Source organism: Bradyrhizobium sp. Arg237L, assembly GCF_029990105.1.
In the GTDB taxonomy this organism is placed as follows: Bacteria; Pseudomonadota; Alphaproteobacteria; order Rhizobiales; family Xanthobacteraceae; genus Bradyrhizobium.
This window is the reverse complement of record NZ_JAQMIL010000006.1, coordinates 93,176-107,670: the sequence shown is the minus strand read 5'-3', so window position 1 is coordinate 107,670 and position 14,495 is coordinate 93,176. Positions and strand designations below refer to the sequence as shown.

The window sequence follows — 14,495 nt, the reverse complement described above, 5'->3', positions numbered from 1 at the left end:
TCCGGCATCACCCCATCGGCGCCGTGGTACGGATTTCCGACGACGCGCGCCCATAACGTGGCGCGCTTACAAGCGCCTGGAAATGCCGATATGGATGAAGTGCTCAGGGCGAAGCGCCAACCGACCGCCGGCTCCTCAACGCGTGCCATCACGATCCGCGGCGCGCGGGAGCACAACCTCAAGAACATCGACGTCGAGATTCCCCGCGACAGGCTGGTCGTGTTCACCGGCCTGTCCGGCTCCGGCAAGTCGTCGCTCGCCTTCGACACCATCTATGCCGAGGGCCAGCGCCGCTATGTCGAATCGCTCTCGGCCTATGCCCGCCAGTTCCTGGAGATGATGCAGAAGCCGGACGTCGATCAGATCGACGGCCTCTCGCCCGCCATCTCCATCGAGCAGAAAACCACCTCGAAGAACCCGCGCTCCACCGTCGGCACTGTCACCGAGATCTACGACTACATGCGCCTGCTCTGGGCCCGCGTCGGCGTGCCCTATTCGCCGGCCACGGGGCTGCCGATCGAGAGCCAGACCGTCTCGCAGATGGTCGACCGCGTGCTGGCGCTGCCGGAAGGCACCCGCCTCTATCTGCTGGCGCCGGTCGTGCGCGGCCGCAAGGGCGAGTACAGGAAGGAGCTCGCCGAATATCTCAAGAAGGGTTTTCAGCGCGTCAAGATCGACGGCACCTTCCATGAGCTCGCCGAAGCGCCGACCCTCGACAAGAAGTTTCCGCACGACATCGATGTCGTCGTCGACCGCATCGTGGTGCGCCCCGACATCGGCCAGCGGCTCGCGGAAAGCTTCGAGACCGCGCTCAAGCTCGCCGAGGGCCTCGCCGTGATCGAGTTCGCCGATGCCCCGACCGCGGCGCCCGCCGAAGAAAAGAAGAAGACCGCAAAGATCCACGACAAGAGCGGGCCCGAGCGCATCCTGTTCTCGGAAAAATTCGCCTGCCCGGTCTCCGGCTTCACCATTCCCGAGATCGAGCCGCGGCTGTTCTCGTTCAACAATCCCTATGGCGCCTGCCCCGCCTGCGGCGGCCTCGGCGTCGAGCAGCATGTCGACGAGGATCTCGTCATTCCCGACAAGGATCTGTCGCTGCGCAAGGGCGCGATCGCACCGTGGGCCAAGTCCTCCTCGCCCTATTACCTGCAGACGCTGACCGCGCTCGGCAAGCACTACAAGTTCACGCTCGACACCAAGTGGAAGGAGCTGTCGAAGAAAACGCAAAACGCGATCCTGCACGGCTCCGGCGATGACGAGATCAAGTTCTCCTATGAGGACGGCGTCCGCTCCTACGACACCAAGAAGCCGTTCGAGGGCGTGATCACCAACATCAACCGCCGCTACCGCGAGACCGAGAGCGAGTGGGCGCGCGAAGAGCTGGCGAAGTACTTCACCGATATCCCCTGCGCCGCCTGCAACGGCCATCGCCTCAAGCCGGAAGCGCTGTGCGTCAAGATCGGGGGCAAGCATATCGGCGAGATCTCCGAGCTCTCGGTGAAGCGCGCCGGCGAGTGGTTCGAGAGCGTGCCGGAAGCACTGAACACGCAGCAGAACGAGATCGCCGCCCGCGTCCTGAAGGAGATCCGCGAGCGGTTGACCTTCCTGCTCGACGTCGGCCTCAACTATCTCACGCTGTCCCGCTCCTCCGGGACATTGTCCGGCGGTGAAAGCCAGCGCATCCGCCTGGCTTCCCAGATCGGCTCGGGTCTCACAGGCGTGCTCTATGTGCTGGACGAGCCCTCGATCGGCCTGCATCAGCGCGACAACGCACGCCTCCTGGATACGCTGAAGCGGCTGCGCGACCTCGGCAACACCGTGGTCGTGGTCGAGCATGACGAGGACGCGATCCGGCTGGCCGATTACGTGCTCGACATCGGCCCCGGCGCCGGCATGCATGGCGGCCATATCGTCGCCCAGGGCACGCCATCCGACATCATGCGCAATCCGAAATCGCTGACCGGCAAATATCTGACCGGCGAGCTTTCGGTGCCGATCCCCGACCGGCGGCCGCCGAACCATCGCCGCACCATCAAGGTCGTCAACGCGCGCGGCAATAACCTGAAGAACGTCACGGCGGAGATCCCGCTGGGGCTGTTCACCTGCATCACCGGCGTCTCCGGCGGCGGCAAGTCGACGCTCCTGATCGACACGCTCTACAAGGCGATCGCCCGCAAGCTCAACAATGCGAGCGAAGCCGCCGCACCGCACGACCGCATCGAGGGCCTCGAGCATATCGACAAGATCATCGACATCGACCAGTCGCCGATCGGCCGCACCCCGCGCTCGAACCCCGCGACCTATACCGGCGCCTTCACGCCGATCCGCGAATGGTTCGCCGGCCTGCCCGAAGCCAAGGCGCGCGGCTACGAGCCCGGCCGCTTCTCCTTCAACGTCAAGGGCGGCCGCTGCGAGGCCTGCCAGGGCGACGGCGTCATCAAGATCGAGATGCACTTCCTGCCCGACGTCTACGTCACCTGCGACGTCTGCAAGGGCAAGCGCTACAACCGCGAGACGCTGGAAGTGCTGTTCAAGGGCAAGTCGATCGCCGACGTGCTCGACATGACCGTGGAAGAAGCCGCCGAATTCTTCAAGGCGGTGCCGCGCGTGCGCGAAACCTTCCAGACCCTGCACCGCGTCGGCCTCGACTACATCCACGTGGGCCAGCAGGCGACCACGCTGTCCGGCGGTGAAGCCCAACGCGTCAAGCTGGCAAAGGAGCTGTCAAAGCGCGCCACCGGCCGCACGCTCTACATCCTGGACGAGCCCACCACCGGCCTGCACTTCCACGACGTCGCCAAACTGCTGGAGGTGCTGCACGAACTGGTCGCCCAGGGCAACACCGTCGTCGTCATCGAGCACAACCTCGAGGTCATCAAGACCGCCGACTGGGTCATCGACCTCGGCCCCGAAGGCGGCGACGGCGGCGGCGAGATCGTCGCCTGGGGCCCGCCGGAGGATATCGCGAAAGCGCCGCGGAGCTACACCGGCAAATTCCTGGCGCCCGTGCTGAAGAAGGCAAACAGCAAGCCGAGGAAGAGCAGCGCCAGCGAAGCGGCGGAGTGAGCAAACAACATGCTGAAAGAACCACAGCCATTTCCGTGGTTCGACGAGTCAATTATTGAGCGCACGCACGATACGATCGTTGCAAGCACCCCTGAACTCCGTGACCATCTGAAAGTATTTCACGACAGTTTTGAAGTCTTGCACCGATGTCTTAGAAGGCACCCTTACGTTGGAAATACCGCAGCCCTCGTTGTGCTTCGGTTGATTGCGCGAGTTTTCAATTCTGCAGGCGCATGCCTGAAGCTTGGACGCGCCGGCTATTTTCAACCAGCTTTTGCGATGGTTAGAGATATCGTGGAGATTGAATTCCTTGCCGACTTATTTACACGCGACAACAAGTATCTCTCGCGCTGGATACAGATTGACAGAAAAACGCGTAAGAAAGAGTTCAAACCAGTAATCGTGCGTGACACGCTCGACAAGCTTGACGGCTTGACAACAAGAAAGCGCGAAAAAGCGTATTCGCTTCTGTCGATTCATGCCAGTCACGTCGACCTTGATGGATTTCAGATAATTTCGCCAGGCAACATGACTCAGATCGGCCCCTTTCCGTCAGAGGCCAATCTAGCTGCTTTGTTTCAGGAACTCGTCAAGCACATGCAGTGGGCCTGCATCCATCTTCTAAAGCTCCTACAGCCTGATGATCCGGAAATAACGGCTGCGGTGCGCATTTTAGATCGCACTCTGCTTGAATGGAGACGCAAGTACAGCTTGATTGCGCTCAACCAACCATGACCGCACAACCACAGGAACGAGTAAAGGACCTAGACCTCCGACTTAGTGCGCTCAATCAGCCACGCTCGGGGTCATTATACTACGCTATTACTCTAGTCGCCGACGAGAATAACAAGGTTGAGTTTTGTACCCAATCGAAATGGGTGGGGTGGGCTGATGGGCATAGACGGACCGAGCTCCGCCAAGCTCGACTTGTTTATCCCAAGTTCGTCGAACTCTGGCAAGTCGCGCGTCAACCGTACGCCATTATTCACACGGTTGATGAAGCGATGCTATTTTTGATCGGCGGAGGAAACGCACTCGTTGAGCAGGCTTTAGCGGAAGATATTTTTCCACGACTGCTTCGTTCTGATCCGTCAGTTCCGCGCGGCCGAGCCGGGTTTATATCGCCATCACTATTGGACGAGACAGCGTTTCGTCGCGTTCCAACACCAAGAATACGAATGGAAGTTCTGAAGCGCGATGGCCGTCGATGTCGTATTTGTGGACGACGTCCGGATGATAATCTGGACTTGGTGCTTCACGTTCATCACATTCGTCCTTGGGAGAAAGGCGGTATCACGGATCATTCCAACCTCATTACTCTTTGCCATACCTGTCATACCGGATTGAATCCACATCACGATCCCAGCTTATTCGAATATCTAGATTCTGCGACTGACGATCCCATCGGCAAACGGCTCAAGGAGTTTCAGAAAGGCGTAGCGCGCTATCGAAGAATTGGTTTTTTTTCATCATCGCCTGGGGTCCGCCTGAGGACATCGCCAAAGCGCCGCGCAGCTACACCGGCAAATTCCTGGCGCCGGTGCTGAAGAAGGCGAACAGCAAGCCACGCAAGAGCAGCGCGAGCGAAGCAGCGGAGTGAGGGTTTTCCGACGCTTCGGTCGCAGTTCCGGTGCAAATCGGTTCCGACCTTGATCTGATTTGAGCGTCTACTTTTCTGCTATGGTTCACCCCCCTTGTGGATCACCGCAATGATCATCGAGCTGCTAAGCCAAGAGCATCGCAATATTGAACGGCTGCTTGCCGTCCTCAAGCACGAATTGGATATTTTCGATCGCTCAGGCCGGCCGGACTACGAGGTCATCCGCGCCATCATCGCGTATTTCGAAGTCTATACTGAGATGTACCATCATGCTCAGGAAGACCGTCTCTTCGCCAACCTGAAAATTCGCGATCCCGCCGCTGCAGCGAAGATCGGCGATCTCGCGCATGAGCACCGGGAAGGCGCCAAGCGATTGCACCTCGTCGCCAAAGCCGTCGACGGCGTGCTTGCCGATCGCGAGTTCCTTCGTCAGGACGTGGACCGCATCGTTCGCGATTTCCTGGAGCATGAGCGGCGTCACATCAGGATGGAGGATCGTGATTTCTTTCCGGCCGCGCTGAAGGCATTGCAGTCCGAGGATTGGACCGAAATCGCGTCAGCCTTGTCCCCCCACAAGGACCCGCTGTTCAGCGACGCCACGGAAGCCAGGTTCGATGCGCTGCGGGCTCATATCCTGCAGCTCGAGCAGGAGGCCGAAGCCGAGAGACATTAGTGCAACTGCCCTCCGGCGGCATGCGGCAACAGCCAATGCCGATCGCAGTTTTGCGACCGCTTTTCCATTTGTTAATTTCGCAATTGTCTCGGCGCGTGCTATCTCTTCTCCCGCCGAATGCCCTACTCCCTTGTCATCTTCGACCTCGACGGCACGCTTGCAGACAGCTTTCCCTGGTTCCTGCGCAACGTAAACGATGTTGCCGACCGCTTCGGTTTCCGCCGCGTCGCGGATGAGGACGTCGAAGAGCTGCGGCATGCTGGCTCGCGTGAGATCGTCGCGCGGCTTGAAGTGCCGATGTGGAAGATACCCGTGATCGCCCGGCACATGCGGCGCCTGAAGGCGGAGCACCTGGCCGACATCACGCTGTTTCCAGGCACCGAGACCATGCTGCGGACACTCAAGGACGGCGGCATGCAACTGGCGCTGGTCAGTTCGGACAACGAGGCGAACGCACGCCGGCTGCTCGGCGAGACTACGGCGCTGTTCTCCTCGTTCGATTGCGGCGCGTCGATCTTTGGCAAGGCCGCTAAATTCAGCCGCGTCCTCAAGCGCGCCGACCTAGCGCCGTCACAGGTGATTTCGATCGGCGATGAAACCCGCGACATCGAAGCCGCGCGCGCCATCGGCATCGCCTGCGGCGCCGTGTCGTGGGGCTATGCGGCGCCCGCCAAGCTGCGGGCGCTCGGGCCCGACCTGATGTTCGAGCGAATGGAGGATATTGCTTCGTCCCTTTGCGGCGGCGCCGAAGGGCGGATTGGCGAAGCGTAATCCGCCCTTCAGCGCCGCAGAAAAGCTCCGAACGCGCGCGGACCGTCGCCGACCTTGGTCTCACCGATCACCTTAAGCTCGGCCGCATCGATGACGCTGAGCGTGTTGCTCTCCCAGTTTGCCACGATGATGCGCCGCGCATCGGCCGTCGCGGCGATCCCTTCCGGATAGTCGCCGATGCTGATGCGCTTGATCGGCGCCAGCGTCGCGAGATCGAACACGCTGACGGTGCCGTCATATTGGTCGGTAACGAAGCCACGGCCCTGCGCTAGCGCAACCGCATAGGGGCGCAGGCCGGCCTTCACACGACCGATCTCACGGCCCTCTGCGATATCGATGACCGACACGTCGTTCGATTCGACATTGGCGGTGTAGGCGCGCCGGCCTTCCGCATCGATGGTGACTCCGAACGGGTGCATCCCGACCTTGATGACCGCCCGCCGGTCGCGCGTTGCGGTATCGATGACGGACACAGTGTTGTCGTCGCGGTCCGCCGAGAGCAAGAGCCGGCCGTCGGGCGTCACCGCGAGGCCCGACGGCGATGCGCCGACCGCGATATCGGCGACAACGCGCAGCTCCCGCGGATCGATCACCCGCACCGCTGCGGCATGCCAGTCCGCAACATAGACCGCCGCGCCATCAGGCGATACCGCGACACCGAGCGGACCGCCGCCAACTTTGACCTGCCCGACGACCTGGCGCGCGGCGGCATCCACCACCGTGAGCGCCTTGGCCTCGGGGCTCGTCACATAGGCGAAGCGTCCATCCAGCGTGACGGCAACGCCGGCCGGCTTGCCGCCAATCGCGATGGTCGCGACCGGCTGCACCGTTGCGAGGTCCACGACCGTCAGGTTTTCGCTGAGCTGATTGGTGACGAACGCCTCCTCGGCCGAGGCTGAGCCGATGCGAGCGACCACAGCCGCCAGAACGATGGCCCGCACGATCAGCTTCCGCTCTCGACCTTCTTCTTCAGCGCCTCAAGCCCTGAACGATAAAGCCCGCTCACCGCCTTCACCGCGGCCTCATCGTTCAACTCAGGTGGCGGGTCGTTATTGGGATAGCCGCGATAGAAGGCGCCGGCCCACTCCAGAACGCTGCCCTTGCCGTCGGCCCCTGGCGATATCGTCAAGGTCGAGGAATAGTTGGTGACCGGCAGCACCTTCACGTCGACCGCCGTAATCCGGTACGAATCGCTCAACTTCTCGGCGTCGTATTTGTAGAGCTCCTCGTCCATCGTGCCGCCGCTCGCAAGCGTCAGCCGCCGGGTGGCGCCGATCTCGTTGCCCTTCTCACCTTCGGTCTTGCTGACCGGCTGCAACCAGCTCATGTCCTGAAAATTCCCGATCACCGCCCACACCTTTGCAGGCGGCGCGCTGATCTCGATCGATTCCCGCACCTTTTGCCGGGTCGGTCCATGGGCCCAAGCCGCCCCCATCACAGCTAGCACCGCCACCACGGCCCCCACCTTCGCGATCGTCACTCTCATGTCGTTTCCTCACTTATCTTCTATCTTGGCAGCCCGGGCAGGCGCGCGGGCTGCTATATCGTAAGGCATTTTCAGACCAAAGGCGGCTGGTTTGTGGCGCGGGCGGGAGCGGCGCTGGACCAGAAAGGCGATCGCCCGCGGTCAGCGCCCTGCTCGTCTTAGTCCCCGATCGCCGCTTCAACGAAGCTCTTGGGATCATCGCAGAATTCGCGCATGACCCTGTAATGATCCATATCCGTCACGTTCACCGGCTCCAATCCGTATTTTGACAATCGCAACAGAGTCGCATTTGGATAGGCCATCAGGATCGGCGAATGCGTGGCCATGATGATCTGGCATTGGCCGCTCTCGTCCATCCGGCGCATCAGCTTCAGGAATTCGATCTGGCGCGAAGGCGACAGCGCGGATTCCGGTTCATCGAAGATGAAGATGCCCTGCCGCTGGCAGCGTTCTTCGAAGAAGTAGAGGAAGCCCTCCGCGTGGGAGTACGAAAGATAGTCGGGTGCCGACTGCCTGGCCTGCCCGCCAAGCAGTTGTTCGGCCTCCTGCGCAGCGCGATCCAAGTGTCTCGCGACCGAAAAGAACGTCTCTGCCCGGAAAAACCAGCCGTAGTTGACCTTGGGTAACCAGCCGGCGCGCAGGGCAACCGATAGATCTTCCCCTGTCACTTCGATCGCGTCGGAATGATCGATCAACCTGTGTCCCTTGCCGCCGCCACCGCTATCGAACCCGGCAAGCGCCGCAATGCCTTCGAGGATGGTCGATTTACCGGTACCGTTCTCGCCGGCGATGATGGTGATGGCTGACTCGAAACTGAGATCGAACTCGTCCCTGAAAATGGGAAGACAGAATGGATAGGCTTCCCAATCCGGAACGAGGGACCGATCCAGCCAGACCCGCTTCAAATACGGCGCCGGCAGGTTGATCGTTCGGTTTCGTTTTCGGCCCATGTCCCCGCCCCACTCTATTCCTCGATCGCCGCAGTCACGAAGCCCACCGGGTCCGCGTAGAACTCGCGCATCACCTTGTAGTGGTCTGTCTGCTCGACGGTAATGGGCTCAAGGCCGTATTTCGTCAGCCGCAGCAGCGTTGCGTTGGGATAGGCCATCAGCACCGGCGAATGCGTGGCCATCAGCACCTGGCAATGTCCTGTATCGTCCATGCGGCGCAGCAGTTTCAGGAATTCGATCTGGCGCGCAGGTGACAGCGCCGATTCCGGCTCGTCGAATATGAAGATGCCCTGGCGCTGGCACTGCTCGTTAAAGAAACGCAAAAAGCCTTCGCCATGAGAGTGGGAGAGGAAGTCTGGAGGGATGCCGCGACCAACTCCCGGAATAAATTCGTTGTTGACCTCGTCCAGATATCTCGCAACCGAAAAGAAGCTTTCCGCCCGGAAGAACCAGCCATTGGTGATTTTCGGCAACCAGCTTGCGCGAAGCGCGCGCGACAGTTGCCCGCCCATCTTCTCGATCGCCTTCGAGTGATCGACCGGCATGTAACCATTTCTGCCGCCAGCCTCGTCGAAGCCGGCCAGCACCGCTATACCTTCCAAGAGCGTCGACTTGCCGGTGCCGTTCTCGCCGACGATGATGGTGATCGCACGATCGAAGCTCAGCTCGAAGTCATCCCGCAGCAATGGCAGGCAGAACGGATACGCGTCCCGGTCCGTGATGCGGGTCGGATCGAGCCAGATGCGCTTGAGGTAAGGCGCCGGCAGATTGATCGTTCTGTTCTTTCGTGCGGCCATGCGCGTACCTAACAACCGGCGCAGTTCAGGGCTTTGGTCACATCCTGAACTATCTGGCATAGATCACGGAACACAACAAGAACGATCCTGACTATGAGCGTCCGCCCCGCGCCGAGCGCCACCTACGCTCTCTTCCGTGATGCCATTCACGGCGAGCAGCAGGTCGTCTGCACCTACGAGGGCCGGCCGCGCGAGCTTTGCCCGCACATCATCGGCACCAACAAGGCAGGCGAAGAGGTCGTGCTGGCCTGGCAGTTCGCCGGCGAGAGTTCAGGCAGGCTCCCGCAATGGCGCTGCCTGCGGCTCGCCAATGTGCGCGATGCCCGCCTGCGCAAAGGCCGCTGGCACGAAGGCGGCTCGCACCGCACCGAGCAGACCTGCGTCAGCAACATCGATCTCGACATCAACATCCACGTCCGCAAGCGGCGGTGAGGGTGTTTGCGCCCTCTCGCACCCGCCGATGCCAGACCCTCATGGTGAGGAGCGCGAAGCGCGTCTCGAACCATGGGGCCCCGATCTCGCCCGCGGCCCATCCTTCGAGACCCCCGCTGCGCAGGCTCCTCAGGATAAGGATTGAACTGGCGGCTCCGCCCAGCGCTGGATGCCGCCTGAGCGAAAATTCCCTCGCAACATCAACGTGATTTGCCTCGTCCAGTCGGCCCGCGAAAAACATTCCGCTTCGTTCTCACCGCAAATCACCTTAGAAACCGCGCCGTCCCGCCTCCACTTGGAGGGGCGTATCGCGATCGTCACGGACGTTGGAAGCGGGATGCGATGGACGTGGCTATGTCAGGCGCGAATAGCGCCAGACGAATGGCGTGGCTGCGTACGGCGAAGTCGTGTGGTCCTGGCGCCCCGACGCTGGCGCTAAGCTTTTCGCGCGAACAAGTTCGCGCTTGAGGTGACGGTGGCAAGAAAGCCCGGTCACCGGGGAGAGCACGAAGTAAGCCGTAAAGCCGTCGCGCAGGGAAAGCCGGTGTGATTCCGGTTGAACCTGTGGTCCTACCCCCGTGCTTTTTGTTGCACGGGACCCATGGGTGCAATCGGCGCCCGGCTTTCCCTGCGCCCTCTGCTCAATGAGAGGGTCAGAAGCGACGCAAACCTCGGGCGCAATGCGCCGCGAGAATGAGAACGTGTATCCTCTCCGCTGTTTGACAAATGAATCAGCAACATCCCCGTCATTGCGAGCGCAGCGAAGCAATCCATGCTTCCGCGCGTGGAGGGGTGGATTGCTTCGCTACGCTCGCAATGACGACGGAGAGAACTGCATCCGTAATGACGATGTCGTCCCGGATCAAGGCCGGGACAACAGCCTACCCCTCCTCGTCCAGCACTTCGAGCACGAGCTCCATCGTCATCAGCACCGGGTTGTCGCCGCGCACCAATTTCCCTTCGGCGATGCCTCCGAGATAGTCGACGAGCGCGATCTCGAGCTCGGCTTCGAGCTGGCCATCGGCATCGGGAGCGATCGTCCCCGCTCGGACCGCGAGTTCGGTCGCGAACGGCACCACCGTGCGGCCATCGGCGAAGCAGGCGCCAATGGTCGAGCCGACGCCGCCATGCAGGCGCGCGTGCAAAATGCCGTGCTGGCGGCAAAACTTCTCGAGCGCGCAGGCAAAATCCTGGTTCGGGCGGAGCCGCAGCGCAAAGGCCCGGCTGGTGGTCTCCGCATTCGTCGCCTGGCGCGGCATCGGGCCGAACAGTTTGAAATTGGTCTCGGCATCGGGCTCGGCGACAAACGTCGCGCCGTCGAGACCGAAGGCCTGCACCTCGAAGGGCTCGGCGACCACAGTCTCTTCCGGCAGCATATGGCCGCCGTTGAAACGGCCGTCAGCCTCGGTCCACAATCCGTGGCAGTGGAAGAACGGTGCACCATCACGCTCGCCCAGCGTCATCGTGGCGAGCTTGAGCCGGGTGATGCCGTCGGGACGAAACGTCTCGCTGTAGAATGCGGCGTTGGCGCCGGTCTTCGACAGCGCCGGCATCACGTAGGCGAACGGGCCGAGCGCGCCGCCGCTTACGCTCAAGACGCCGCTCGAAAATCCTTCCGCCGCAAAGCCGCGGCGTGCAGCTTCAAGCAGCGGAATGCCGGCCTGCAGCGTGAAGGAAAATGCGCGCCCGCGCGCTTCCACCCATTGAATGCGCTCGCGCGCAGAGGGACCAGGTTGGGCGATGCTGCGCATCACCCGGTCTGCTTGGTGGAGACGTCGAGCAGCCCGCGCGCTTCCAGCTCATCGCGGATCAGGCGCTTGGGTATCTTGCCGTAGCCCGACTTCGGCAGCGCATCCCAGAAGAAGAAGCGCTTCGGCATCTTGTAGCGCGGCACCTTCGGCGCAAGGTACGCGGCAAGCTCCGCCTCGCCGACCGCGCCGGCGCCCTCGCGCGCGACGCAGACGGCAACGCCAACCTCGCCCCAGAAGGGATCGGGCACGCCGAGCACGGCGACCTCGCCGACAGCAGGATGCGTCAGGATCTTCTCCTCGATCTCGCGCGGATAGATGTTGGAGCCGCCGGAGATGTACATGTCGGATGCGCGGCCGGTGATGTAGACAAAGCCCTCTTCGTCCATGTGGCCGAGATCGCCGGTGCGAAACCAGCCGTCGCGAAACGCCTTCGCATTGGCCTCGGGGTTGTCGTAGTAGCCCGCGAACACCGCGGGGCCGATCACGCAGATCTCCCCGGTCTCGAACGGCTTCAGTTCGCGGCCCTGGTCGTCCTGGATCGAGACCTGCATGCCGACGCGCTCGAAGCCGCAGGTGCCGATCCGCGCATGCGGGCCGTCCTCGGGATCGTGCAGCGCCGGCGGCAGCACGGTGATGTTGCCGGTGACCTCGCCGAGGCCGAAATACTGCACCAGCACGGCGCCGAGCTTTCGCATCGCAAGCTTCTGGTCCTCGCGGTACATCGGCGCCCCCGCATAAATCACGTGGCGCAGCGAGGAATGATCGAACTGCTCGACGGCGGGATGTTCGACCATCATCTTCAGGATCGTCGGCACCGTGAAGAGGTTGCTGACGCGGTGCTGCTCGATCAGCCGGAATGTTTCGGCGATATCGAATTTCTCCGAAGGCAGCAGGATGGTCGGCACCCCGCGCGCGGCCTGCATGAGCTGGTGGATGCCGGCGCCATGCGACAGCGGCGCGACCACGATCGAGGCATTCTGCTCGCTCACGCCGGGCGTCAGGTCGGCGAGATGGTTGGTTACCACGAAGGCCATCTGGCCATGGGTCAGCACGGCGGCCTTGGAGCGGCCGGTGGTGCCGGAGGTGAAGAAGAACCAGCAGGGATCGTCATGCTCGACCGCGACATTGTCGACCTTCGCGCCGGCGTGCGCCGCGATCGCTTCAGTGACGGTCCGCTCGCCAAAACTCCCCTCCTCGCCGATCCGCCAGGTGAATTGCAGCGCGGGATTGGCGGCGGCCGCGGCATGCTCGGGAAAGTCGCCGTGGCAGAGGAAGGCCTTGGCGCCGGAGGCTGCGGCGAGATAGGCGACCTCGTCGGGCATCAGGCGAAAATTGGTCGGCACCCAGACCGCGCCGAGGCGGAAGGCGGCGAACATCGACCAGAACATCTCGTCGCAGTTCTTGGAGTGGACGAGGATGCGGTCGCCCCTGACGATGCCCCGCGCCGCCAGCGCGGCGGCAAGTGCGGAGACGAGGCCATCGATCTCGCGCCAGGTCCAGCTCCGGTCCCGCCAAATGAATCCCGCGCGATCGCCATGCCGGCGCGCATTCTGGGTCACGATATGCGCCAGGTTCATCACCCGGCGCGACATCCGCAACTGATCGCCGCGCGGCGCGGCCACGCTACCCGTCTCTCCGCTCATTTCCGTCCCATCGGGAGTTTCATCATGCGGGGCTTCTGGCTGCCCCTCTGCGGTTTATCGTCTCCGCACGGGGTTCGGCAAGGGCGGACCCGGCGCCTGCGGCCGCCCAGCCACCGCTCCGCGACGTGGGCGGGTCACTGCGGATGGTTGGCGAGTTCCTGGTCGCTCCTGCCCCAGTCCTGCCAGAGCTGCAGCGCACCCAGCAAGACCACCAGCGCGCCGAGGATGCCGTGCCAGACCTGCAGCAGGGTGTCGCCGGAATAGCCGAACAGGAACGGCGAAGCGATCAGCCAGCAGCCGAGCACGATCGCTGCCACCTCCTCCCAGCGCTGCAGGGCGACATATTCGAGCTGGGCCAGTCCGAACACCAGCATGCCGATCACGAAGGTGTTGAGGATCATGATGCTGCGGTCAGCATCGACGACGTCGCGGCCGGCCTGCATCGGAAACCACGGCGAGACCACGATCAGCACGCCGAGCAACATGCCGAACCAGTCCTCCCAAGGTCTATGGGTGCTAAAGAAACGCTTATCCGACATGGTAGACCTCCCTGGAAAAGAGGCATACGTCAGCAGCCAGCGATCATGACATTGCAGTACCAAACGACCGTCTGGCCGCTTCGGGGCGTATGTCTTGAAAAAAACGTAGGCCGGTTATGATCGGCTTGCAAGGCCGGCCGATCGCCAACTTGCGAACAACCGCGGGCGATTGCGGCGATGCAAACAACGGGAATGAGATGATGGATGGACGTGTGAACGAAGCAGTCGTCAACAACCCCGGGCGCAAGCGCTACGAGCTCGCGGTCGATGGACATATTGCCGCGGCCTACTACGAGAAAGCGGATGGTGTGATCACCTTCGTCCACACGGAGGTGCCGGCCGAGCTTGGCGGCAAGGGGATCGGCTCAAAGCTGGTCCGCGGCGCGCTGGACCAGGTGCGCGCCGAGGGCCTGAAGGTGATCGCGCAATGCCCGTTCGTGAAGGCCTTCATCGAGAAACATGCGGATTACCAGGATCTGCTGAAACACTGAAAGCGCAGACATCAGACATGACATCGGTCCGCAACAACACGGCACAAAGCCGCTTCGAACTCGACGTGGAAGGCCGCATCGCGTTCGCAAACTACCGCGCGACGCCGTCGGCTATCATCATCACCCACACAGAAACGCCGCGTGCACTGCGCGGCCGCGGTATCGCCTCCGAACTCGTCAAGGGCGCGCTGGAATTGATCCGCGCCGACGGCCACAAGGTGATCGCCGGCTGCGGTTTTGTCGTCGACTATCTCAGCAAGCATCCCGAATACCGGGATCTCGTGGCGTGAGAGTCG

The 14,495-nt window shown here is 62.2% G+C and carries 14 protein-coding genes; 7 read left to right on the top strand and 7 right to left on the bottom strand.

What is annotated here, in order from left to right; all coding sequences use genetic code 11:
• Window positions 1-90: 90 nt before the first annotated feature.
• The 4 genes from uvrA (at window position 91) to OZ411_RS05370 (ending at window position 6,110) form a co-directional block, all read left to right on the top strand.
• A complete protein-coding gene (uvrA, locus tag OZ411_RS05385; protein ID WP_282527114.1) occupies window positions 91-3,066 on the top strand; it encodes an excinuclease ABC subunit UvrA in 2,976 nt (991 codons plus the stop codon).
• Between the two features lie 9 nt (window positions 3,067-3,075).
• Window positions 3,076-3,801, top strand: a complete 726-nt coding sequence (locus tag OZ411_RS05380) for a hypothetical protein (RefSeq protein ID WP_282527113.1) — start codon at window positions 3,076-3,078, stop codon at window positions 3,799-3,801.
• A gap of 974 nt (window positions 3,802-4,775) precedes the next feature.
• Window positions 4,776-5,339, top strand: a complete 564-nt coding sequence (locus OZ411_RS05375) for a hemerythrin domain-containing protein (protein WP_282527112.1) — start codon at window positions 4,776-4,778, stop codon at window positions 5,337-5,339.
• Window positions 5,340-5,456: 117 nt separating this feature from the next.
• Window positions 5,457-6,110: an HAD-IA family hydrolase gene (locus tag OZ411_RS05370; RefSeq protein ID WP_282527111.1), complete on the top strand. Its 654-nt coding sequence runs from the start codon at window positions 5,457-5,459 to the stop codon at window positions 6,108-6,110.
• Between the two features lie 8 nt (window positions 6,111-6,118).
• Here the strand turns inward: OZ411_RS05370 and OZ411_RS05365 are convergent, their stop codons facing one another.
• The 4 genes from OZ411_RS05365 to OZ411_RS05350 form a co-directional block, all read right to left on the bottom strand.
• Window positions 6,119-7,051, bottom strand: coding sequence for a cytochrome D1 domain-containing protein (locus OZ411_RS05365; protein ID WP_282527110.1), 933 nt, complete (start codon window positions 7,049-7,051; stop codon window positions 6,119-6,121).
• 2 nt (window positions 7,052-7,053) lie between these two features.
• The gene (locus OZ411_RS05360) at window positions 7,054-7,596 is read right to left on the bottom strand and encodes an SRPBCC family protein (protein ID WP_282527109.1); all 543 of its coding nucleotides are present in this window, start codon (window positions 7,594-7,596) and stop codon (window positions 7,054-7,056) included.
• Between the two features lie 158 nt (window positions 7,597-7,754).
• Window positions 7,755-8,546: an AAA family ATPase gene (locus OZ411_RS05355; protein WP_282527108.1), complete on the bottom strand. Its 792-nt coding sequence runs from the start codon at window positions 8,544-8,546 to the stop codon at window positions 7,755-7,757.
• Between the two features lie 14 nt (window positions 8,547-8,560).
• On the bottom strand, window positions 8,561-9,343 hold the full coding sequence (locus OZ411_RS05350) for an AAA family ATPase (RefSeq protein WP_282527107.1): 783 nt from the start codon (window positions 9,341-9,343) through the stop codon (window positions 8,561-8,563).
• Between the two features lie 93 nt (window positions 9,344-9,436).
• On the opposite strand from OZ411_RS05350, the gene OZ411_RS05345 reads away from it, so the two are divergent.
• Window positions 9,437-9,775: a hypothetical protein gene (locus tag OZ411_RS05345; RefSeq protein WP_282527106.1), complete on the top strand. Its 339-nt coding sequence runs from the start codon at window positions 9,437-9,439 to the stop codon at window positions 9,773-9,775.
• Window positions 9,776-10,656: 881 nt separating this feature from the next.
• Here OZ411_RS05345 and OZ411_RS05340 read toward each other — a convergent pair.
• The 3 genes from OZ411_RS05340 to OZ411_RS05330 all read right to left on the bottom strand — a co-directional run bounded on the left by OZ411_RS05340 (window position 10,657) and on the right by OZ411_RS05330 (window position 13,708).
• Entirely contained in the window at window positions 10,657-11,526 is an 870-nt protein-coding gene (locus OZ411_RS05340; protein ID WP_282527105.1) for a DUF296 domain-containing protein, read from the bottom strand.
• Entirely contained in the window at window positions 11,526-13,169 is a 1,644-nt protein-coding gene (locus OZ411_RS05335) for an acyl-CoA synthetase (RefSeq protein ID WP_282527104.1), read from the bottom strand. Before OZ411_RS05335 ends, OZ411_RS05340 begins: the two co-directional genes overlap by 1 nt.
• Before the next feature lie 134 nt (window positions 13,170-13,303).
• Entirely contained in the window at window positions 13,304-13,708 is a 405-nt protein-coding gene (locus OZ411_RS05330) for an SPW repeat protein (RefSeq protein ID WP_027579056.1), read from the bottom strand.
• 200 nt (window positions 13,709-13,908) lie between these two features.
• Between OZ411_RS05330 and OZ411_RS05325 the strand changes: the two genes are divergently transcribed.
• Both OZ411_RS05325 and OZ411_RS05320 read left to right on the top strand, forming a co-directional pair.
• Window positions 13,909-14,199 carry a GNAT family N-acetyltransferase gene (locus OZ411_RS05325; protein ID WP_130581303.1) on the top strand — a complete coding sequence of 97 codons (291 nt, stop codon included), beginning with the start codon at window positions 13,909-13,911 and terminating at the stop codon, window positions 14,197-14,199.
• Window positions 14,200-14,216: 17 nt separating this feature from the next.
• Window positions 14,217-14,489 (top strand): GNAT family N-acetyltransferase, encoded by a 273-nt coding sequence (locus tag OZ411_RS05320; RefSeq protein WP_130581302.1) that lies wholly within the window; start codon window positions 14,217-14,219, stop codon window positions 14,487-14,489.
• Window positions 14,490-14,495: the final 6 nt, after the last annotated feature.

Excerpts from the sequence above, each read along its gene's own strand:
- uvrA (WP_282527114.1), top strand. The coding sequence starts at position 91 with ATGGATGAAGTGCTCAGGGCGAAGCGCCAACCGACCGCCGGCTCCTCA.
- OZ411_RS05330 (WP_027579056.1), bottom strand. The coding sequence starts at position 13,708 with ATGTCGGATAAGCGTTTCTTTAGCACCCATAGACCTTGGGAGGACTGG.
- OZ411_RS05320 (WP_130581302.1), top strand. The coding sequence starts at position 14,217 with ATGACATCGGTCCGCAACAACACGGCACAAAGCCGCTTCGAACTCGAC.
- OZ411_RS05355 (WP_282527108.1), bottom strand. The coding sequence starts at position 8,546 with ATGGGCCGAAAACGAAACCGAACGATCAACCTGCCGGCGCCGTATTTG.
- OZ411_RS05375 (WP_282527112.1), top strand. The coding sequence starts at position 4,776 with ATGATCATCGAGCTGCTAAGCCAAGAGCATCGCAATATTGAACGGCTG.
- OZ411_RS05350 (WP_282527107.1), bottom strand. The coding sequence starts at position 9,343 with ATGGCCGCACGAAAGAACAGAACGATCAATCTGCCGGCGCCTTACCTC.
- OZ411_RS05325 (WP_130581303.1), top strand. The coding sequence starts at position 13,909 with ATGGATGGACGTGTGAACGAAGCAGTCGTCAACAACCCCGGGCGCAAG.
- OZ411_RS05360 (WP_282527109.1), bottom strand. The coding sequence starts at position 7,596 with ATGAGAGTGACGATCGCGAAGGTGGGGGCCGTGGTGGCGGTGCTAGCT.
- OZ411_RS05340 (WP_282527105.1), bottom strand. The coding sequence starts at position 11,526 with ATGCGCAGCATCGCCCAACCTGGTCCCTCTGCGCGCGAGCGCATTCAA.
- OZ411_RS05335 (WP_282527104.1), bottom strand. The coding sequence starts at position 13,169 with ATGAGCGGAGAGACGGGTAGCGTGGCCGCGCCGCGCGGCGATCAGTTG.
- OZ411_RS05345 (WP_282527106.1), top strand. The coding sequence starts at position 9,437 with ATGAGCGTCCGCCCCGCGCCGAGCGCCACCTACGCTCTCTTCCGTGAT.
- OZ411_RS05380 (WP_282527113.1), top strand. The coding sequence starts at position 3,076 with ATGCTGAAAGAACCACAGCCATTTCCGTGGTTCGACGAGTCAATTATT.
- OZ411_RS05370 (WP_282527111.1), top strand. The coding sequence starts at position 5,457 with ATGCCCTACTCCCTTGTCATCTTCGACCTCGACGGCACGCTTGCAGAC.